This window comes from Thiothrix nivea DSM 5205, from assembly GCF_000260135.1.
GTDB classification, from domain to species: domain Bacteria; phylum Pseudomonadota; class Gammaproteobacteria; order Thiotrichales; family Thiotrichaceae; genus Thiothrix; species Thiothrix nivea.
The window spans coordinates 1,964,779-1,984,402 of the sequence record NZ_JH651384.1; the positions used below are offsets into that span (position 1 = coordinate 1,964,779).

The following is a 19,624-nucleotide window of genomic DNA, read 5'->3' on the forward strand; positions in this document are numbered from 1 at the left end:
TCTGCACTAAACTGGATCACAAGCTATTGGCGTACCAACACAGCCAACACCTATACTATAATTAACATTATCTGACCTTGTGATGATTTTAAATGGCAAAAGCGTCCTCCACTCTGTCAACCCGCACCCTTCTGACCTTGCAAACCTTTGGCGGCATGATCCGTGCTGCACGGCTGGAACGCGGGATGCCGCAACAGGAGCTGGCGGAACGCCTCGGCGTCAGCCGCCAAACCGTCAGTGCGCTGGAAAAAGGCGCTGCCAAAGTCGCCATCGGCACGGTGTTTGAAGCCGCTGCCATCGTCGGCATTCCGCTGCTGGCGGATAACAGCCGCGATTTGCAGCGCCTTGCCACCACCGTGGCGGGGTTCGCCAGCCTGTTGCCGGAACGCGCCCGGCATTCACAAGAGGAACTGAATGATGACTTCTAAACCAACCCCAGCCAACAGTGCTTATGTTTGGGTGTGGCTACCGGGGCAAAGCCAGCCGGTGGTGGCGGGGCAAGTGGTCAAACAGGGGGCGTTGCACCGCTTCACCTATGGCCGCCGTTACCGCGAGCGGGAAGATGCCATTGCCTTATCGCCGTTCGAGTTGCCGTTGCGTAGCGGCACGTTCACCCCGGAAGGCATGAATACCTTGCACTCCTGCCTGCGGGATGCCGCGCCGGATGCGTGGGGGCGACGGGTCATCAGCTACCAGTACGCGCATTTCACCCCGGATGAGCTGGATTACCTGCTGCTGTCCGGCAGTGACCGTATCGGGGCGCTGGATTTTCAAGCCAGCGGAAGCGAATACCAGCCCCGGCAAAGCCAGCCGCCACGTTTGCAGGACTTGCTCACCGCTGCTGAGTTGGTGGAACAACGCCAGCCTTTGCCGCCAGAACTGGACTTTGCCCTGCTGCACGGAACCAGTGTCGGCGGCGCACGTCCCAAAGCCCTGATTCAGGATGGGCAGCGCAGTTACATCGCCAAATTCAGTTCCTCAACCGACAATTACGACATCGTGAAAGCCGAGTATGTCGCCATGCAACTGGCAAAACTGGCGGGGCTGGCGGTGGCGGAAACCTCGCTGCTTTCGGTGCTGGGCAAGGATGTGCTGCTGGTGGGGCGCTTTGACCGTGCGCCATTACCAGCAGGCCAAAGCAGCCGCCGTTTGCTGCTCAGTGGTTTGAGCCTGTTGGGCTTGAATGAAATGGAAGCGCGTTATGCCAGTTACCGCGATCTGGCTGATGTGATCCGCCAGCATTTTGCTGACCCGCAGGCCAGCTTGCGCGAGCTGTTCCAGCGGCTGGTGTTCAATATCCTGATCGGCAACACGGATGACCATGCGCGTAACCACGCGGCGTTTTGGGATGGCAAGCACTTGCGCCTGACCCCGGCTTATGACCTGTGTCCACAATTGCGGGCGGGGCGCGAGGCGACTCAGGCGATGCAGATCGGTGGGGTACAGGGTAACTTTTCGACGCTGGAAAATGCTTTGTCGGTGTGTACGGCCTTCCAGTTGACGCCAGCCAGCGCCCGTGAATTGATTGAACAGCAAGTCGCCATGATCCGGCAGCACTGGGATAGCGCCTGCGATGCGGCAGGATTGGCGGCAGCAGAACGTGGACGCTTGTGGCAACGGGCGGTGTTTAATCCATTTTGCTTTGGGGGGTGAGAGGGATTCCCCCTGCACCAAACCTGCACTTCGCTCCACCCTTTTTCCACATCCGCCCCACTGATTTTCAATAATCATTTTTTATGATTGAGGCAACCCGTCACCAAGAACAAGGAGCCTCCCGTGCCAAACCAGCGTTTCTACCTCAAACTCACCATCATCGCCGCCCTGATCCTGCTGTTGCTGATCCCGCAAGCCTTCATGCTGGGGCTGGTGGGGGAACGCGCCAGTTGGCGTGAGCAAGCCTACCAGAGCATCGGCCAGAGCTGGCCGGGGGCGCAAACCCTCGCCGGGCCGGTGCTGGCCGTGCCCTACCAACGCACCTACAACAGCAAGGAAACCGTCAAGGACAAGGGTGGCAAGGAACGCGAAGTGCTGCGCGAAGTCACCGACAAAGACATCCTCTACCTGCTGCCCAGCCAGTTGAATATCCGCAGCAAATTACAGAGTTCGCTACGCTACCGGGGCATTTACGAAGTACCGGTCTACGCCAGCGGCTTGCAGGTCACGGGCGAATTCAACACTCAGCCGCTGCTGGATCTGCTGGCCGACAACAAGGGCAAGCAAATCCGCTGGGAAACGCCGCAACTGTCGGTGATGGTGCGCGACCAGCGCGGTATCGCCAGCCCACCCGCCCTGCAATGGATCGGCGCGGAACAGGCTTTCAAACCCGGCAACAACCTGCCCGGCAATGCCAGCGCCGGGATGCACGCCAAACTACCCACCATCGACCTGACGCAAGCCAACCGCCTGCCGTTCGCCTTCGACCTGGAACTGCGCGGGATGCGCGCGATGAATTTCGCCCTGCTGGCCGAGAACAGCAACGTACAACTGAGCTCCAACTGGCCGCACCCCAGCTTCAGCGGCGAACTGCTGCCGGAAACCCGCGAAGTCAGCGATGCCGGTTTCAACGCCCACTGGCGGGCGTCGTCGTTTTCCTACAACGTCAGCGGCGCGTTGGAACAGTGCCGTCAGGGCGAATGCGCCGGGTTGCTGGAGCGCGCGGTCGGTTTCGACCTGATCCAGCCGGTGGATGTCTACCAGCAGTCGGAACGCAGCATCAAATACGCCGCGCTGTTCATCATCCTCACCTTCGTGGTGCTGATCCTGTTTGAACTGCTGAAGAAATTGCGGGTGCATCCGGTGCAATACACGCTGGTGGGGATGGCGCTGCTGGTGTTCTACCTGCTGCTGATTTCGCTGTCGGAACATGTCGACTTCTTGCGCGCATACACGGTGGCAGCGTTGGCCAGCACCGGTTTGCTGACGCTGTATTTCGGCGCGATATTGCACAGCCGTAAGCTGGGGCTACTGCTGGGTGCAGGGTTGGCGGGATTGTACGCACTGCTGTACGTGATCCTGCAAGCTGAGGAAAACGCCCTGCTGATGGGTAGCGTGCTGATCTTCGCGGTACTGGCGGTGCTGATGCTGGCGACCCGCCACTTCGACTGGTATGCGCTGACGGGGAATACCAATGTTGGGACACCAGTCCCCCATATTGCCACCACTACCGAAACGGAATGAATATCACGCAGACTGCACTCGCATAGCCATTGGTTCGGAAAGCTGGCGGTGAATTAACGTCCCGCCAGTTTGCGGCAGAATTCGGCATAAATGGCCTCCGTAATGTAACGCGGGTTGTTCCGGTGGATTTCCAGAGCCACCCGTTTGGCCGTGTCCGACGCCAAGCATTGACAGGCAACCAGCTCCAACATCAGCCGCAAGCCCCACAGGGTTTCAACATTTTCGAGCTTACAAAACTTATGCAGGGGTTTTTCATTGGTCACGCATATCCATTGATTGGCCTTTGCCAGCAGCAAGCATACCTTGTCCGGGTTTGATAACGGGCCGAGCCTACTGTTGGCTGCCTGCATCAGTATTTCCAGCGGCTCATCCACAATGGTCAAGCCATAACGCTCACAGTCGTCGGCGTCCAACTGCTTCACTTCCCGTAAAATGACGCGCGGTATAAAGACATTGCCCAGACAACGGCTGGCCAGCCCCAATATCGAGGGATCAGCCAATGCATAATCAATCAGCACATTGGCGTCGACGATTAACAGCATCCGTCAACAGCCCCACTTTTCCCAGGAAGCCGACAGCTCACGCATTTCATACAAAGACAGGCGCAAAATTTCGGCGGCACGGGACAAGGTAATCGCCTCCTGCTCCACTACCCTGCGCACCAAACGGGACAGGCGATCCTGCTGGAAGTCGTGGTCACGCAGACCTTCCGGTTCGATTCCGGTAAAAGTGTCGTGGTAAACCAGCGGACTGATACCATCCGGTTCGTCATGCTTCAACAGGGTACGTTGGTATTTACGCTGATATTCCAGATTAAATTGCTGCCAAAGTTGTTGGCGTAAACTTTTCTTGTAGCGCAGGGATACCCGGTACAGCACAGTACGCCAGCCGACCTTGAATACCCGCTTGACCTTCAGCACACGATCTACCAGCGGTAATCCCGCAGTTTCTTCCCACTCCTGACAAAAACCAGCCTCCGGCATCAGGAAATGGGAGGCAAATTCATTCGCCTGCTGTTCCTGCTCCTGACTTTCATCTTCACATTCCACGTCGTAGGCGGACAGATGCAGCAGCAGATGACCCAGTTCATGGGCTGCGCTGAAAATCCAGCCCTCGACAGGAAAACGTTCCCAGGTATTGACGATGACTGCCGGGCCACCATCCCCTTCAGCTACCGACAAACCCATGAATGCATCACTGGCAACAGACAGGGAATAAACCTTGACACCATGCGCTTCCAACAGCCCACAAATATCATGCACGGGCTCATCCGGTTTCAAACCAAAATGCTGGCGTACCTGCCCTGCAAGGTCGGGAATTGCGTGCTTGCCGACCACAGGGGGCAAAGTACAGGGTGAGGTTTCACCCAATAGTTTTTCCAGTTCCGCAAAATCATCCAGCCACCGACCAACCTCCACCAGTATCTGGGTACGGCTTTTCATCCGCTTGAGGGAACGGAAGCGGACTTTTTGCAGGGGACTAGTGCTGGCAAGCAACTCGAACAGACTGACATTGAGTGCGGCGGCGAGCCGATGCAGGGTTTCAGCACGAGGCTGGGCGCGGCCTTTTTCCAAGTTGCGAAAAGCAGGACGTGACAGGCTGGCAGCTTCTGCAAGCTGTTCCTGGGTCAAGCCGCGATCCTTGCGGAGACGGAGCAGATTTGCCGCGATAACCTGGGTTTCCATGTCTTTGCCTGTCGCCAACTAACCATTTTTCGATTTTCAAAGATATGGATAGTATAGTTTATTCAGGCTTCCCCGTACAACTTCCGGTACAGGCCATCCTGCGACAGCAGTTGCTGATGACTCCCCTGCTCGCTGATGCAGCCATCCTCGAACACGAAAATGTGATCCGCCTGACGCACGGCGCTCAGGCGGTGAGCCACGATCAGGGTGGTGCGCCCCTTGAGGAATTCGCTCATGGCGGTGTGCAGTTTCTGTTCGGTTTCCATATCCAGCGCCGAGGTGGCTTCGTCGAGGATCACCACACTGGGTTCGGAGAGGATCATGCGCGCAATCGCCAGCCGTTGCCGTTGGCCGCCGGACAAGCGCATTCCCTGCCGCCCGACGATGGTTTCCAGACCTTGCGGCTGTTCGCGGATCACATCTTCCAGTTGGGCGATGCGCAGCGCTTCCCACAGCTTTTCATCCGCCTGCTGGCGACCCAACGTCAGGTTGGCGCGGATGCTGTCGTTGAACAGCGCTGGCTGTTGCAGCACGGTAGCGACGTGTTCGCGCACCACGTCGAGGCCGATTTTGGTTACGGGCACATCATCGAAATACAATTGCCCCTGCTGCGGCTGGTAAAGCCCCAACAGCACTTGCACGAAGGTGGACTTGCCGCCGCCACTGGCTCCCACCAGGGCAATTTTCTGCCCGGCGCGAATGGTCAGGTTTACATCCTTCAACACCGGCGGCTTGCTGCCATAGGCGAAGGTGATGCTTTCGGCACGCACGCTGACCGTGGTTTTGCCCGCAAACGGGTTGTGGTGATGCGGATAATGCGGCTCCGGCTGCATCGCCAGCAGGGTATTGATGCGCTGCAAAGCCGCTTTCGCCCCGTACCAGCCGTACTGGATGGCCAACACTTCCTGCACCGGCCCCATCATGAACCACAGGTAGCTGAACACTGCCAGCATTTCGCCAATGCTAAGGTCGGAAAACACCACCATCAACATGCTGACAGCACGGAATACGTCAAAGCCGGAAATGAACACGGTAAACGACAGCCGGTTGGCGGCGTCGCTGCGCCAGGCGAAACGCCCTGCATGTTGCCTGACCTCGGCGGCCTGCTCCGCCACCCGCCCGAAAAAGCTGCCCGCGCGGTTGCTGGCGCGGATTTGCTGGATAGTGTCTAGGGTTTCGGTCAGCGCCTGCTGGAACAGCTCAAACGCACTGTTTTCCTGCTTTTTCAGTTCCTTGACGTATTTGCCGAGTTTGGTGGTGAGCATGATCACCAGTGGGTTGAGCAACAGGATAAACAGCGCCAGTTGCCAATGTAGCCACAGCAGTACAGCCGTGACGCCCACCAGCGACAGCGCCGCGACGATGAACTTGCTGATGCTTGCACCCAGAAAGGCGTCGATGGTTTCCACGTCCACCACCAGCCGCGAGCTGACCGTGCCGCTGCCGAGGGTTTCGTACTCGGTCATGGAAATGGTTTCGATGTGTTGTAACAGGCGGCGACGGATGCGGTAAGTCAGATCCTTGCTGATCAGGGTAAATTCACGGGTTTGCCACACCGTCATCACCAGCCATAGCAGGCGCAACAGCATGGTAAGCAGGGTGATGCCGGTAATGTACAGCACCGGCCCATGCCACGCGGCGGGGAACAGGCTATCCATGAAGTGGGTCATGGCGGCTGGCTTGTGCAGCAAGACTTCATCGACCAGCAGGGGAATCAGCAACGGAACCGGCACGCTGATCAGCGCCGCCAGTATCGCGACAGCGTTAGCGATGAGCAATTCCTTGCGGTGGGTCAGCGCCTGTCGGAACAGGTCATTCCAAGTGTATTCGGTGGCGGCATTCATGGCGCAATACTACCCGGAATTGCGTGCGTCGCACAAAAAGAAAGGCGCTCTTGAGCGCCTTTCCTGTAGCGGGTTTAGCCGATAGCCTTACTTGGAACTGTTGGCCATGTAGTCAACCGCCGCCTTGATTTCGTCGTCAGACAGCGCCGGGTTGCCGCCTTTGGCAGGCATCGCACCCTTGCCGTTGATGGCATTGTTGTACATAGCGTCGTTGCCTGCCGCGATGCGCGGTGCCCAGGCTTCCTTGTCACCCAGTTTCGGGGAACCGGCAACGCCTACGTCGTGGCAGGAGAAGCAGATGCCCTTGTAGACCTTTTCACCATCAATGGCGGCAGCCGGGGCTGGGGCAGCAGCTTGTTCAGCTGGAGCGGCGGCGGCCTGTTCAGCCGGGGCAGCTTGTTCAGCTGGAGCGGCGGCGGCCTGCTCAGCCGGGGCAGCTTGCTCAGCTGGAGCGGCGGCGGCCTGTTCAGCCGGGGCAGCTTGTTCAGCTGGAGCGGCGGCGGCTTGCTCAGTACCCGCTGCCGGAGCAGCTGTTTTCGTCTGGCTTGACAGGTCGATGCCAGCCTTGCCAGTCATGTAAACAATCGCGTTGCTCAGTTCTTCGTCGGTAATGGATGGGTCACCACCACGCGCCGGCATGGAGTTCAGGCCGTTGATGGCATTGTTCATCAATCCGTCCAGGCCATTGCCCAGACGTCCTTCCCAGGCACCTTTGTCGTCAATCTTGGGTGCGCCGAGTACGCCAGCCGTATGGCAAGAAGTACAAACGGCATTGAAGACCGCTTCGCCAGAACGGGCTTCTTTGACAATGGATTTGTCAACAGCAGTGACCGTGCCGATAGGCGTGAGGTTAGCGTCTGCGGCTGCTGCCTGCATGGTAGTGTCTTCAGCGCCTTTGGTAGAGTTTTTCGCAATTGTGTTGAACAGATTGTTAACCAGAACGCCTACAGCAGCGACGATCAGTAACAGACCAATAAGCAAAACCGGTTTTGCCATAGGGTCTTTAGGTGTTGAGTGAGCCACGTTTTCCTCCTGTGAACCGGGCATTTACCCGCCCGACGATCAGTGAATCCAAGAAACCAGAAAATTCGTAAACCGACGGATTATATTCAATATCCCTAATATTCGCTATCCATCCGGAGGAAAACTTGATGTGAATCATGCTAAAAATCCTGGATTTTGTGTATGAAAGCCAGGATGGACGCGAAGCCAAGGGTTGGGTATGATGCGTTTTCCACGACGCACCCGTAGCTCAGGGGATAGAGTATCGGCCTCCGAAGCCGAGGGTCGCTGGTTCGATTCCAGCCGGGTGCGCCAATATTTTCAATCACTTACATAAAAATAAAAATCTGCAAAAAATCTTGAGTCACCGATAAGTCACCAATGGATTCTTTCATTCTTGGCCTGAAGCCACTGTTTTTGCTTGTGTGACTCAGTTAAGCAGCAGACTTCAGAACGTTGTAAACACTTGCCACCGATACCCCTAACGCCTTAGCAATCTTTGGTTTGCTCATGCCTTCAGCCAGCAGTTTTTCCATTTCTTGCCGCTTCGCTTGCGCTGTTGGTTTGCGCCCGGTGTAAGCGCCCTCCTGCTTCGCTTTGGCGATACCTTCAAGCTGGCGCTCTTTACGAATGTTGGTTTCAAATTCAGCAAAAACCGCCAGCATTCCCAAAAATGCCTTGCCGTGCGGTGTTCTGGTATCAATGGCCTGATCCAGCGCCATGATGGTTACGCCCTTGTCTTCCAGATCATGAACAAGGTTGTGCAGGTCACGGGATGAACGCGCCAGCCGGTCAATTTTAGTAAATACCAGCGTGTCACCTTCCCGTAGGTAGTTCAGGCATTCATCCAGTGCGGTACGCCCTTTCTTGCTGGTTCCAGATTTCTTCTCACTGAAAATCTTTTTGCAACCCGCTACTTTCAGACGGTCAATCTGCGTAGTGTGGTCTTGGTCAAGAGTGCTTACCCGTGCATATCCTACCAGCGCCATGATTCTTCCCCTTGTGTAGCTAGATGTCGTTAAATGTTCTAAATAGGATTTAGATGTTGCTAGAATATCTTCTAAAAACACTGAAATCAACCCTATTTAGATGGTTTTTGAGGGGTGCTTGATCCTCTAATATGGGTATACCCTATTTGTGATAACAAAATATGAAAAAGCCGGGAGCTTGCCCCGGCTTCCTGGTGATGGTTGCAGGTTGTCAGGTGGTGGCCTGCACCAGTAACAACACTTCCTTGTCGATCAATGCCGGGTCAGCATCCGCCGGAAATTCCGCTATCCTGTAATCAGCAGAAAACGCCCCCACCTGAACGGCAAGGTTTGCGCTTTCCGGGTCTGTCCAAAACCCATCACGCCAATAGGCAACTTTCTTGGTAGTGGTTTCGGTGTTCATGGTATCCATGTGTTTTTCCTCGATTCGGTTTCAGAGTGGGGCGCTATCCACGCCCCCGGATGGTTCAGGCAATCCATTGGTATTTTGGCAGGCCGCATTTAGGGCTGGTGTACTTCGGGTTAAGCCGTGCGTAGCCGTCACGGATTGCTCTGGCGAAGAACAGTTGCACGACTGCGGTTATCTCCCGGTTGTTGAAGGTCAGCTTTTCGGCCTGGTTGCCTGCAATCTGCTTTTGCACCCAGCCCCATGATTGCTTGACGGATGCCGCACACTGCCCCGCCCGGATCGCGCTTACCCAGCGTTCATACAGCCCGTCGGTGAGGGTGGCTTTTTCGGCCTCCTGACCTTCGGGAACCTTCGGGATTGCACTCTCCTCTGTACCCTTCGGCTGAAGGGTCTGGATACCTTCGGCTGAAGGTCTGGAAGGGTGGCTATCCTGCCGACCTTCGGGAACCTTCGGAGAGGCTTCAAGGGGTAGGGAATAGTGTTCCTCTGCCGTACCCAAAGCCGGATTCTGCAAACCAGTTCCGCCGTTTTTCTGGTTGGCTGGCAGTGCCGGTGCTGGCTTGTCCAGTGACATATCGCGGAACTGTTTGGAACCGCCGCGCAATTCCTGCCGGTAGGTCTGATTGGCTGTCCTGGCGTCCAGCGTCTTGCGGTCTTCGCTGCCATCGGCAAGGTTCAGTGCATCCAGCACCGCCTGTTTTGCCGGGTCAGTGAAGCCATAGAAAGGCCGGTCATCCTGTTTGCCTTCGCGTTTTGGCTGGCGGTTCGGGTCAACAAAGCCCACAAAACCCAGCCCGTTGGCCTTGGCTTCCTGCTGGCCTGCCTGCTGGTACTTGAACAGTGGGGCAGGCGCTACCATGCCGCCGTTGCCGACAGCGCCGCCGTAGCCGTCCAGTTGCGCGGTTTGCGGGATGAACCCGAAGTCCGGTTTTGTCTGTTTGTAATCCTGGCGGTTTGCCTGCGGTTCCGGTTTGGGGATTGCGCCGCTTTCAAACTCGGCAAAATCACCAGCGTCAAACGCCTTGCCGGTGCTTTTCAGGTAATCCGCCTGATACTGGACAAGGGCATGTTTCAAACCTTCCAGCCGTTTCAGCTTTTGGCCGAGGAACAGGATTAACAGCAGGTGGCTGATTTCAAAAATGACGCTGACAAACAGGGTGACAATCATCACGCCGGTACTGATCGACACGCCGAATGAATCCCGAATGCTTTTGAATACCGGTTTGTAGGCGTCTTCCTTCAAGTCCTGCATGGCTTTGGTTTTGGCTTCCAGCGCCGCCACGGATGCCGCCGCCTGATTCGCGGCATTGTCAGCTTGTGCGGCTTTCAGGGCATTCAGCCGCGCCCGGTCGCCTTCGCAGTGCTTTTCCCTGCCACGCTTCAAGTTTTCCTCACATCGCGCCAGCTTTTGGGATGCCGCCGCCACTTCGGAACCCGAGGAACCCATCACGGTTATTTGTGTGTTGGTCAAAGCCTGAAAGGTTTTGCTGCCTTCCGCCGCGCTGGTGCTGATGTGTTGTTGCTGCGAACTGGATGATATGGATTCATAGACCACGCCCGCCAGCGCCAGTATGCCCACGATCAACACAATGACGCTGGTAGGGTTTGGATACTTGGCAAAATGCTTGTAACCAATTTCCTTAATCATCGCCATCGCAAGGGGCAGGGTCAGCGCCAGCACGGAATAGACCACCAGCGCCGCCACTTCGGAGAGGTTTTGCACCAGCCAAGTGGTAAAGCCCCACAGGTCAGACACGTACATCATCCAGACGAAAATGAAGTAGACAAGGAAGGTGGCGACAAACGCCAGCTTGTAGGCGGTTTCGGTGAATTTAACTTCCTGTTGGGTTTCGGCTATGTCTTCCTGCATCAGCCTTATGTGTTGGTGTTGTTTGTATGCGGTTGAAATATCCATGTTGTTATCCTCAGAAAGTCGCCACGATGCCCAGCAAGCCCAGCAGGAACAGGAAATTGAACCCGCTGTGATGCTTGCCGGTGGCGAAGGTCATGAAAGTGAAAAATGCGCCCATTGCGTAATGCCCAGCGCCGCCCATAGCCCCCAGCCCGTCGGCTTGCGCGTAGCGGTAAAGGGTGTAGGTCAGCAGGGTAAGCCCAGCCAGCGCCAGCAGGCGGGATGCAATACGGAACAGCAGGGCATAGTCACGGGTAGCGAGGAAATGCCCGATTGCCGCTAGTTCAAGCTTCATGACTTCGCCCCTCCGTTACCGTTGAAACTGTGGTGGTTAGCGATGTCCGCCCCACGGATGGCGTTGTATTCCGTCACCCATGCCGCCCGCTTCGCTGCGGTCAGGTCATCCATCGGGATACCGGCACGGGCAAACAGCGTATCAAGGCCGCGAATGTCATCCACCAAGGTGCGCAAGCGTGTTTGTCTGGCTGTATCGGTACGCTCTTGCTCGGCTTGCTGTTGCGCCTGCAAGGTGCTGCGGTCAAGTGTGCCTTGCCGTGCGGCTTGTGCCAGTTGGTGCAGGTAGCCAAGCGGTGATTTCACCTTGCCTGCCTCCATGCCAGCCGTCAGCAACAGCAGGCAATCCCGTGCATTGTCCGGGGTCAGGCCATCCAGAATGCGGGCGGCGGATTTGCGCCCTTGCTTGCCGAAAGCAGAGGGATAGGGCAATCCCTGTTCACTGTCAGCAACAGCACTACGGCGACTGTCTGCCGTTGGCGGGGGCGGTGTGGTGGTAGGTGTAGGGTTAGATGCAGTAAGGTTAATAGATGTATGTTCCCGTTTTTCGGAAAGCGCTTCCGTTAAGCGGAAATTTTCCCCATTTTTTGGAAGGGTAGGCACAAAGAAGCCGTCAGGGTAGGACGCCAGAAAATCCGCCGGGATGCGATACTCGAATTCAAAGACGGGGTGAGGTTGCGCGGTAAACAAGCCCTTGCCGGTCACGCTGGCGATAGCGGGGGCAAGCCTATCCTTGCGGATGTGGGTCAGGCTTGCCAGCCGTTTCAATGTGAGGGGATCAGCCGTCTTGCCATAGCATAGGGTTTGCCGAAACAGGGCAAGGAATACCCGCAGTTCGTTTTGCGTCAGGTCAGCAGCCAAAGCCGCATCAATCAGGTCACGGGCAAGGCTCATGCTGCACCCCCGAACGTTTGCCGGATGAACTGGATAGCTTGTGCAGCCGTCTCGAAATCGGCGGTTTCAAGGTTGATGCCGTGATGTGTTTCGCGAAGAAAAACCACATCCACAAAACAGCAGGTCTTGGGTTTCTTGTTCAAGCGCCCGGAATGATGGCCTTGAACGATCCATGCAAGTGGTTGGCGTTGGCGGTAGACCATCCAGCCCGTATAGGTACGGCGGAAGGTGAGGGGGCGGTTTCTGGTGGGTTGTGCTGATAGTGGCAGACGCGCCAAAGGTGGCGGATAGCCATGTGCAGGACGCAATGCGCCCGTCGTGATAGCGTTCATCGCTGATTCTCCAAAGAAAGTTTTTAGATTGGGCAAAGTTGCCGGGTACTCTAATCGCCTCTTTGGAAAGCGACGCGCTTGTTTCTGCCGAAGCAGTCTTGTAGTCCACGCATACCCGGCAAAACCGATGTTGCGTAGTCTACAGGCGTAAAAAAACCGCCTGCGACGCTTGGGCGGTGTTGCCGCCAAAGATGGGGATTAGAGTCCCAGAATTTTGCATTTGCTGCCCGGTTGCCCGGACTGCTTTTTTAGGATAAGGCAGAAATTCACACCCTGCAATCACCCAATGGCTGAATTCAGGCAAATTCTGTTATATCTTGTTATGACGGTGACGGCACAACCGCGCACAAACGCAAGAGAGGTAAGCAATGGCAATGAGTGAACTGGTGGGGAAGGGCTTGTATTCAGCCCGCGAAGCCGCGCACATCATCCGCGTGCCTGCTGCCACCTTGCGCCGCTGGATGTTTGGCTACCAAAGCAAGGGTGTTGAATATGACGGCTTGTGGGAGCGGGAAATCCACGAACCGGGTGTGATTGGCTTCCATGATTTGCTGGAATTGAAGCTGGTACATGAATTCCGTCAACATGGTTTGAGTCTGGCAGTCATCCGCGAAGCCGCACGCATTGCGCGGGAAGAATTCGGCACGTCTTACCCCTTCGCCCGTCAACACTTCCACACCGATGGCAAAAAGGTGTTTCTGGAAGCTGCTGAACAGGTAGGTGATACGCATCTGGTGGATGTCATCAGCAAACAGTATGTGATGGAACAGGTTTACCGTTCGTCATTTCTGGCAAGCATTGATTATTCCAGTATTGGCGATGCAGAACGCTGGTATCCGATGAATGATGACCATCACCCCGACAAATCCATTGTGCTTGACCCGAAACGCGCCTTCGGTAAGCCGATTTTGACAGAATCCGGCGTATCAACACGGGTACTGTATGATGCTTATCGACTGTCTGAACCCGTGGAAGTCATTGCCGCCAATTACGCCATCACGCCCGAAGCCGTCAAACAAGCCGTGTTGTATGAATTACAGTTGCAGGATGTCGCTTGAAGTTATTTCTGGATAACAATCTGCCGCCAGCCTTGGCAAAAGCCCTCAATGCCTTGCTTGAACCTTACTATCATCAAGCCGTTCATTTAAGTGAAGAATTCCCAACCAATACATCTGATCTTGAATGGATCGCAGCCTTAAAAGAACAGGGAAACTGCATCATCCTGACTAATGACAGCTTCAAAGAATATGTTGCCGAACGCAAGGCATTGGCTGAATCGGGATTAGTCGTATTTTGGCTTTCTGGCAAGCAATGGGGCAGACTGAAACTGCTGGAAAAGAACCTGTCCATTTTGGAATGGACAAGTGCCATACTGAATCATGCCGAACCCGCTATTGCCGAAGCCATACGGACAGGTAGAGGTTCTATTTGGGCAATGCGGCATGTTCCCAACAATCGTAAATATAAGTTTGAGCGAGAGCAGCTATCTTAATCCCCCTTACTCGCCCAAAATCATACGTTCTACCTGCACTTTAGCATCTGCCAAAGTTTGCGCAGCCTCACGCTGCAATTCTGCTGCTTGATTGCGAATAGTTTGGATGTGTTGGGCGATACGTATTTGTTTAATCATTGGCGGCATAACAATTTGCTGACTTAAAAAGCTACTCATAATCAAATTCCTAATGCCATTTGTTTGACTTTGCATCGCATCAGTTAGCCTAATTTGATGCATAACTTTTAAATAATTGAACAAATATTCAGAATTAATTAATGAATTATCTACTCGAATTTTATGAATAAAGTTACTATAGCAAAGTGTTTTACTTAAATTATCATTAGTAATGATTGCTACACGTCCAACTGGTTGATCAGGGCTTCCACCCGATTTTTCAATTAACAAATCATTAACTTGAATATCAATTTTTCGTAATTTTTCATCAGCAATTAAACGATACTTTGTACGACTTCCATCTAAATTAAGATTGTATTGATTATCAAATTCAGTAGAACGGATCACCAAACATTTCTGAAAACCATCACAAATTTCATCATCAATATCTTTCCCCCAATCACCGGAAATACTTTGGATAAGTAAAGTTCGCAATGATCGTTTTTCAAAAGCAGATTGGTACAAAGCACTTTTTAAGCCTTTAGTGCAACTATCATACAGTTTAGGATCGAAGCGACCTCCAAATACTTCACTCGAAGGAACAAAAAATACACGCTTTCCAATGCTATTGTCTTGTTTAGGTAAGGTAACACCCAATTCTCCCAATAAATATGCATCAATCCCCGCTAATAAGGATTTGGCTTTTTGTTCTTTTTCTGCTTTGTTTATTAAAGCCGATTCATATAAATCCACTGCCTTTTTTTGCACTGACAAAGGAGGAATGACAATGGGTATAGGTGACAACTGTTGATAATTAATATTTTTCTGGGCAGACTGCGGCGCGAGATCATTCAAATAGCTTTTGATAAACTTAAAATAAAGACTAATGTACTCCAGCATTAACTCATTATTTTTAGGCTGCATCCCAATCAAACTATCAGGAAAACAAGCGGGATAGTCCAAAATAGCAGTATCGCCAATATTAGCCGCTATTGTAATAACAACAACAGGCTTATCAAATAAACGACTGGTTTTCAAGCCCAACTCGTTCAATGTTTGTGAATAAGTGATTTTGCCATTGGATTGGCTGGCTCGAACAATATCACCCGTTTGTATAAAAGGGTATTCTCCACCATAAAATCGTGGATCATTGCGCGGGCGATGCCCAAAACGCCCACGGGTCATTGCAATCACATCGGATAATTTCTTAACTGGATACACGGTAGCGTTCACAATATCCAAGTTATTGACAGAAAAGTAATACAACGGGTCAAGCCGCCCATCAAGATCAGAGAAGTTTGTGAAAAATACCTTTAAGTCGCTTACTTCTGGACTAAGATCAAATGGACTCATGGCTCACCTCTTCACGAATAAAGCGTGCCAATTCTGCACCAATCACCTCTAACTCATTTGTGCCAGTCGGTTTATTCGTTGCGTCATAGCCGATGTCTTCCGCAATCGCCATAAAGATACTGTAATCGGGTAACGCGCCTTGTTTGCGCTGCATATACATTTCTTCAAGGCGTTCTTTTAGCTCATTAAGTTGCTCGGTAAATTCTGCGGTTTTTTCCGATTTCCATTGTTTGTATTGCTCTGTTTTCTTAAATTCTTTCAAGTCACCACTAAATTCAGCACCAATCGCATTATCCAAGACGTGTTTTTTTGTTTTCTCTATTGACGCTGATTCAACTTGATAGCGATTTTCTCTTTTAATAGCATCTTGCAGTTGACGTTTTAGCGTTTGTAATTTCTCCGTGGTTTTAGCACTGTTTTTACGCAAAAATAGCACGGAACTTTTTACACCTGCTCCCGTATGCGTAAAAGCGGTTTGCGGTAAACTGACAACAGCAACAATACGATACCAATCTTCAATTTGATCACGCACGTATTGCAGGCTACTATTCGTCAACACACCATCAGGAATAACAATGGCAAGATAGCCGCCTTCCGTTAGAAACTGGTGGCATTGCTCGATAAAGAGTACCTCCGTGCTTTGTGTGTCACGGTTTTTAACGCCACTGTTTTTTAGGTCAAGCCACGTAGTATCTTTCTGCCCAAAGCTATAAGTCTGCAAATAGGCTTGCTCTGTCAATTTTACCGCGCTACCAAACGGCGGGTTCGTGATGATGAAATCAAAACGACCGTATTGAAAACCAAGATTCTTAGAAATTGCTTGTAATCTTGTATCTGTTAATAATCCATCTGCTGTAATGACATTGGTATGCCCATCATCGTGAATAATCATATTCATCTTAGCTGCGCGGCTGATTTGCTCATTTATTTCAATGCCATAGAGTTTTTTCTCAGCAAACTCATGCCAATGCTTCCAATGCTCTGTACTGGTAGGCTCATAAAATTCACTGGCTTCTTGGCGAACTTTTTCAAGTGCATGTAGCAAGAAACCACCACTGCCACATGAAGTATCTAAAACCAGTGAATCATGGGTAATCGGTAAAACATCAACAATAAATTTGACGATAGGGCGGGGCGTGAAATATTGCCCAAAACTGCCACGAAAGAAAGAATCCATGAAAGTTTCAAACGCCCGACCTTTGCTATCAAGATCAGTCTTATTGAGGTTAATATCTTGCAAGTATTCAACGATAGTACGCGCACGTTCTGGCGTAAGTCGGATATTGTCACGGAATACTTCAGGGTCTTTTTTTCTGCCCTCTTCATATAACTCAGTAATACGTTCAAATAATTTGGCATTGGTTTTCTTTAGGGCATCCGCTTCAACTTCTTGTGGCGTTTTACCTACACCTTGTTCTTTAATAATTTGAAAATCGTAAGGCGTGTCTATTTTTCGTGGTTTTCGTTCATCCCAAATTTTACAAAAAATCAGCTTATCCAATTCATCAAACGCTTCGGAGGGGTTCAGTTGCCCACCGCCCCAAAGCGCATTATGTGCCTGTTTGAAACGGCGAGTAAGCTCATCCTCTGATACTATCTGTAATTCAGAGAATTTTTGTTGCCCTTGCTTTCGTACTTGAGTATCTGCACCTTTGACAAATTTATAAGGTGCAATTCTGTCTACACCATAGGCGGGAATATCGGTTTCAATTTCACGGCTTTGCTTATTTTTATCAACCTGAAAAAAGGTGTTTTTAATCTTGGATGTAACCCAAACCCACTTAATATCCCGTGCCATCGCAAAAGCATAGGAGTAGGCTTGATTGATTGCCTCTTTGAACTCAGGCTCGCTAATATCTTCTTTCTTACACTCGACCAAAATATGCGGCTCTTGGCAAGCATCATCGTTGTAAACAACAATGTCAGCCTCCTTTCGGTCAACCCCCATCGGCACGGTTACAAAACACTGCACTCGATGCTTGGGATAACCATACTCCAAAATCAAGGCGCAATAGGTTTCAGCCTGTACCTTCTCTTCTGGCTTTTCGTAGTTACGACGCTTGTTCTGATGTAAGTAGGTGATGTACTTTTTGTCATCATCAAAGCTGATTAAGCCCTTTTCAATGCCTTGCTTGATCAAATCCATGTGCTAGTGGTCGCTTCTCAGTAGTGTGTGGGGTTGTGCAGAATGTGCGCTGTATGGTGCGTGACTTGTCACAGAATCGCAACTATTCAACACAGGGGACTCATAATCCTCTGCTAACGTTCAGTCAACCCTTTGAATTGCATCCAAAACGCTGCAATGAAACACATCCGCTTGAGAACAGATGTTCCTAACGCTTGCCCAGTTGGTCGCCAGCGTTCGGGCATGTATCCGGTATTCCCGCCCGCTTTTCTTAATGCGCGTCCGCTTGGGCAAACTGCCCAGCCTGCTTTCCATATTCGCGGAACATTCCACATCAGCCAGCAAGGTTGCATTGTCCGGGTATACGCCCGCTGCTAACCATGCCTCTGTTGATTGGGCAGGCATACATAACACCGTCGTGTGTGTGGGCTGAACATTCCCCAACCATGAACACAACACCGCCCGCAATGCCTCAACCGTATTGTCAGGCGGCGGGCATTCCCTCTGACAAGGCAAATGTCCCCAATCCGCCCGCGCCGTCACCGCTAAATCAGCATAAGACTTGCCCGCTACATCCGCATCCAAATGGATAATGAACACGTCAAACCGTGCCAATGTCGGGTCACTTTCCAGCGTAGCCGCCCCTCTGGACTGAAATTCTCGACACCATTTCAGCACACCGCCCCAACCACCACCCAAATCAGGGCGGGTAGCTTCCGGCTGCAACAGCGTCAAAATGAACGGTTCGGGCAAAATCGCCTTTAACGCGGCTTCAATCACAATAAAATCCGTCAGCCCCTCTGCCACCAACGCAATCCGTAATTCAGACATTCGGTACAGCCCCCAAATGCCCCATCAGCCACAAACGGGAAAGCGGGTATTCCGCATTCAGCGTTGCCAACTGATCGGTTAGCTGGATGCGCGTTACCCGCGTATGCCCATCGCTGTTGCGGTCAACCGCAAATAAACGCACCGCATCATCTTGCAAATCCAACCCATCCAGCACCGCCGGATTGTGGGCAGTAAACAATAATTGGCGTTCGGTATCGGTTTTGGCTAACCACCCCGCCAAATGACTGACCAAACGTGTTACCAGCCTTGGATTCAAGGCTTGGTCGAGATTGTCGATAGCAAACAAGCGCGGCGCATGGGGCGAAAGGCAAAGGATCGCGCAAAACAGGATATACAAAGCCCCTTCACTGGCATCATAAGCCGTCAAGGTATTGCGGTTTTGCTTCATAAAGCGGTCAGTGAATTTCAGCACTTGCTTGGAGCGGGCAACCGAAGGGGAAAGCAATTCCCCCACCATCGGGGAAGTATCAATATCGGCAACCCAATCTATCAACGCCAGCACACTATCGAAATCAATATCATCCGCCTGTTTTCTGAATTGAAAAAAGGCTTCTGCCAAGCGCCCACCCGATAAACCCAAGGGTTCGCGTGATTGTTGGTCACTGACCATGCCGCGCAAGGTCGGCGTGTTGGGGCAATAAATGGAATAGTTTTTCAAGCTCTGCATCAAGGTGAAAGCAGGGTTGTTTTCATCCAGTTCTACCAACTTTAGCGCCGCCAATCCCGCCATCGGATTAAGATTCTTTTTGTTTCTGACACCATCGGAAAGAATCGGCACAACACCATCAAACAGGTATTCTGTCTTGAATGCCCACGCGGGTTTAGGATTCTCCAACGGGTTCAGAATGGAAATCCGGTATTCCGCCCCTTGCGCTGTGCTTGCACTAAGGCCAATGTGGGCAGGCGTGCGCTGATCCTCAAAGGAGGCTTTATACAAGCGAGGCAAACCGGGACGCACACCACGCCGCAACAATGCCTCATCATCCACAATGCCATTGGCAGCAGCACCCAACACCCCAATAGCTTCCAGAATATTGCTCTTGCCCACCCCGTTAGCACCGATAAAGCAATTCACCCGACCTAACGCTAAGGTCATATCAGGGATGGATTTAAAACCGTTGATGCTAATTTGCTGGATCATAACAAC

19 protein-coding genes and 1 tRNA gene are annotated in these 19,624 nt (G+C 52.4%); 6 read left to right on the forward strand and 14 right to left on the reverse strand.

From position 1 onward, the window contains the following. Positions 1–92 precede the first annotated feature (92 nt). From THINI_RS09780 to creD, 3 genes are all read left to right on the forward strand, one after another. Positions 93–428 carry a helix-turn-helix transcriptional regulator gene (locus THINI_RS09780; protein ID WP_002708431.1) on the forward strand — a complete coding sequence of 112 codons (336 nt, stop codon included), beginning with the start codon at positions 93–95 and terminating at the stop codon, positions 426–428. After that, a complete protein-coding gene (locus THINI_RS09785; RefSeq protein ID WP_211206970.1) occupies positions 415–1,653 on the forward strand; it encodes a type II toxin-antitoxin system HipA family toxin in 1,239 nt (412 codons plus the stop codon). The genes THINI_RS09780 and THINI_RS09785 overlap by 14 nt, the downstream gene beginning before the upstream one ends. A gap of 123 nt (positions 1,654–1,776) precedes the next feature. After that, positions 1,777–3,177, forward strand: a complete 1,401-nt coding sequence (gene creD, locus THINI_RS09790; RefSeq protein ID WP_002708433.1) for a cell envelope integrity protein CreD — start codon at positions 1,777–1,779, stop codon at positions 3,175–3,177. A 53-nt stretch (positions 3,178–3,230) separates the two neighbouring features. Here creD and THINI_RS09795 read toward each other — a convergent pair whose 3' ends face one another. The 4 genes from THINI_RS09795 to THINI_RS09810 all read right to left on the reverse strand — a co-directional run bounded on the left by THINI_RS09795 (position 3,231) and on the right by THINI_RS09810 (position 7,729). Next, the gene (locus tag THINI_RS09795) at positions 3,231–3,719 is read right to left on the reverse strand and encodes a PIN domain-containing protein (RefSeq protein ID WP_002708434.1); all 489 of its coding nucleotides are present in this window, start codon (positions 3,717–3,719) and stop codon (positions 3,231–3,233) included. Positions 3,720–3,722: 3 nt separating this feature from the next. After that, positions 3,723–4,862 (reverse strand): helix-turn-helix domain-containing protein, encoded by a 1,140-nt coding sequence (locus tag THINI_RS09800; protein ID WP_002708435.1) that lies wholly within the window; start codon positions 4,860–4,862, stop codon positions 3,723–3,725. Positions 4,863–4,924: 62 nt separating this feature from the next. After that, the gene (locus tag THINI_RS09805; protein WP_002708436.1) at positions 4,925–6,706 is read right to left on the reverse strand and encodes an ABC transporter ATP-binding protein; all 1,782 of its coding nucleotides are present in this window, start codon (positions 6,704–6,706) and stop codon (positions 4,925–4,927) included. 87 nt (positions 6,707–6,793) lie between these two features. Beyond that, complete coding sequence (locus tag THINI_RS09810; RefSeq protein WP_245536609.1) at positions 6,794–7,729, reverse strand: c-type cytochrome; 936 nt, start codon at positions 7,727–7,729, stop codon at positions 6,794–6,796. A gap of 218 nt (positions 7,730–7,947) precedes the next feature. Here THINI_RS09810 and THINI_RS09815 point away from each other — a divergent pair. Continuing rightward, positions 7,948–8,023 (forward strand) — tRNA-Arg (locus tag THINI_RS09815). Positions 8,024–8,142: 119 nt separating this feature from the next. Here the strand turns inward: THINI_RS09815 and THINI_RS09820 are convergent. The 6 genes from THINI_RS09820 to THINI_RS09845 all read right to left on the reverse strand — a co-directional run bounded on the left by THINI_RS09820 (position 8,143) and on the right by THINI_RS09845 (position 12,538). Next, on the reverse strand, positions 8,143–8,697 hold the full coding sequence (locus THINI_RS09820; RefSeq protein WP_002708439.1) for a recombinase family protein: 555 nt from the start codon (positions 8,695–8,697) through the stop codon (positions 8,143–8,145). A 211-nt stretch (positions 8,698–8,908) separates the two neighbouring features. Then, positions 8,909–9,109 (reverse strand): hypothetical protein, encoded by a 201-nt coding sequence (locus tag THINI_RS09825; protein WP_002708440.1) that lies wholly within the window; start codon positions 9,107–9,109, stop codon positions 8,909–8,911. A 55-nt stretch (positions 9,110–9,164) separates the two neighbouring features. Further along, positions 9,165–11,021: a hypothetical protein gene (locus THINI_RS09830; RefSeq protein WP_002708441.1), complete on the reverse strand. Its 1,857-nt coding sequence runs from the start codon at positions 11,019–11,021 to the stop codon at positions 9,165–9,167. 10 nt (positions 11,022–11,031) lie between these two features. Beyond that, positions 11,032–11,313 carry a hypothetical protein gene (locus THINI_RS09835; protein ID WP_002708442.1) on the reverse strand — a complete coding sequence of 94 codons (282 nt, stop codon included), beginning with the start codon at positions 11,311–11,313 and terminating at the stop codon, positions 11,032–11,034. Next, complete coding sequence (locus THINI_RS09840) at positions 11,310–12,206, reverse strand: replication protein (protein WP_002708443.1); 897 nt, start codon at positions 12,204–12,206, stop codon at positions 11,310–11,312. The genes THINI_RS09835 and THINI_RS09840 overlap by 4 nt, the downstream gene beginning before the upstream one ends. Continuing rightward, positions 12,203–12,538 carry a hypothetical protein gene (locus tag THINI_RS09845; protein WP_002708444.1) on the reverse strand — a complete coding sequence of 112 codons (336 nt, stop codon included), beginning with the start codon at positions 12,536–12,538 and terminating at the stop codon, positions 12,203–12,205. Before THINI_RS09845 ends, THINI_RS09840 begins: the two co-directional genes overlap by 4 nt. A gap of 368 nt (positions 12,539–12,906) precedes the next feature. On the opposite strand from THINI_RS09845, the gene THINI_RS09850 reads away from it, so the two are divergent. Together THINI_RS09850 and THINI_RS09855 are read left to right on the forward strand one after the other, a co-directional pair. Next, on the forward strand, positions 12,907–13,596 hold the full coding sequence (locus tag THINI_RS09850; protein ID WP_002708445.1) for a DUF433 domain-containing protein: 690 nt from the start codon (positions 12,907–12,909) through the stop codon (positions 13,594–13,596). After that, complete coding sequence (locus THINI_RS09855) at positions 13,593–14,030, forward strand: PIN-like domain-containing protein (RefSeq protein WP_002708446.1); 438 nt, start codon at positions 13,593–13,595, stop codon at positions 14,028–14,030. Before THINI_RS09850 ends, THINI_RS09855 begins: the two co-directional genes overlap by 4 nt. 6 nt (positions 14,031–14,036) lie before the next feature. Here the strand turns inward: THINI_RS09855 and THINI_RS09860 are convergent, their stop codons facing one another. The 4 genes from THINI_RS09860 to THINI_RS09875 all read right to left on the reverse strand — a co-directional run bounded on the left by THINI_RS09860 (position 14,037) and on the right by THINI_RS09875 (position 19,618). After that, on the reverse strand, positions 14,037–15,500 hold the full coding sequence (locus tag THINI_RS09860; RefSeq protein ID WP_002708447.1) for a restriction endonuclease subunit S: 1,464 nt from the start codon (positions 15,498–15,500) through the stop codon (positions 14,037–14,039). Beyond that, positions 15,487–17,646 (reverse strand): type I restriction-modification system subunit M, encoded by a 2,160-nt coding sequence (locus tag THINI_RS09865; protein ID WP_002708448.1) that lies wholly within the window; start codon positions 17,644–17,646, stop codon positions 15,487–15,489. The genes THINI_RS09860 and THINI_RS09865 overlap by 14 nt, the downstream gene beginning before the upstream one ends. A 120-nt stretch (positions 17,647–17,766) precedes the next feature. Continuing rightward, positions 17,767–18,456, reverse strand: a complete 690-nt coding sequence (locus THINI_RS09870) for a hypothetical protein (protein WP_002708449.1) — start codon at positions 18,454–18,456, stop codon at positions 17,767–17,769. Beyond that, positions 18,449–19,618 (reverse strand): AAA family ATPase, encoded by a 1,170-nt coding sequence (locus THINI_RS09875; RefSeq protein ID WP_002708450.1) that lies wholly within the window; start codon positions 19,616–19,618, stop codon positions 18,449–18,451. Before THINI_RS09875 ends, THINI_RS09870 begins: the two co-directional genes overlap by 8 nt. Positions 19,619–19,624: the final 6 nt, after the last annotated feature.

Excerpts from the sequence above, each read along its gene's own strand:
- THINI_RS09825 (WP_002708440.1), bottom strand. The coding sequence starts at position 9,109 with ATGGATACCATGAACACCGAAACCACTACCAAGAAAGTTGCCTATTGG.
- THINI_RS09840 (WP_002708443.1), bottom strand. The coding sequence starts at position 12,206 with ATGAGCCTTGCCCGTGACCTGATTGATGCGGCTTTGGCTGCTGACCTG.
- THINI_RS09850 (WP_002708445.1), top strand. The coding sequence starts at position 12,907 with ATGGCAATGAGTGAACTGGTGGGGAAGGGCTTGTATTCAGCCCGCGAA.
- THINI_RS09875 (WP_002708450.1), bottom strand. The coding sequence starts at position 19,618 with ATGATCCAGCAAATTAGCATCAACGGTTTTAAATCCATCCCTGATATG.
- THINI_RS09835 (WP_002708442.1), bottom strand. The coding sequence starts at position 11,313 with ATGAAGCTTGAACTAGCGGCAATCGGGCATTTCCTCGCTACCCGTGAC.
- THINI_RS09785 (WP_211206970.1), top strand. The coding sequence starts at position 415 with ATGATGACTTCTAAACCAACCCCAGCCAACAGTGCTTATGTTTGGGTG.
- THINI_RS09830 (WP_002708441.1), bottom strand. The coding sequence starts at position 11,021 with ATGGATATTTCAACCGCATACAAACAACACCAACACATAAGGCTGATG.
- THINI_RS09870 (WP_002708449.1), bottom strand. The coding sequence starts at position 18,456 with ATGTCTGAATTACGGATTGCGTTGGTGGCAGAGGGGCTGACGGATTTT.
- THINI_RS09865 (WP_002708448.1), bottom strand. The coding sequence starts at position 17,646 with ATGGATTTGATCAAGCAAGGCATTGAAAAGGGCTTAATCAGCTTTGAT.
- THINI_RS09860 (WP_002708447.1), bottom strand. The coding sequence starts at position 15,500 with ATGAGTCCATTTGATCTTAGTCCAGAAGTAAGCGACTTAAAGGTATTT.
- THINI_RS09845 (WP_002708444.1), bottom strand. The coding sequence starts at position 12,538 with ATGAACGCTATCACGACGGGCGCATTGCGTCCTGCACATGGCTATCCG.
- THINI_RS09795 (WP_002708434.1), bottom strand. The coding sequence starts at position 3,719 with ATGCTGTTAATCGTCGACGCCAATGTGCTGATTGATTATGCATTGGCT.
- THINI_RS09820 (WP_002708439.1), bottom strand. The coding sequence starts at position 8,697 with ATGGCGCTGGTAGGATATGCACGGGTAAGCACTCTTGACCAAGACCAC.
- THINI_RS09805 (WP_002708436.1), bottom strand. The coding sequence starts at position 6,706 with ATGAATGCCGCCACCGAATACACTTGGAATGACCTGTTCCGACAGGCG.
- THINI_RS09780 (WP_002708431.1), top strand. The coding sequence starts at position 93 with ATGGCAAAAGCGTCCTCCACTCTGTCAACCCGCACCCTTCTGACCTTG.
- THINI_RS09800 (WP_002708435.1), bottom strand. The coding sequence starts at position 4,862 with ATGGAAACCCAGGTTATCGCGGCAAATCTGCTCCGTCTCCGCAAGGAT.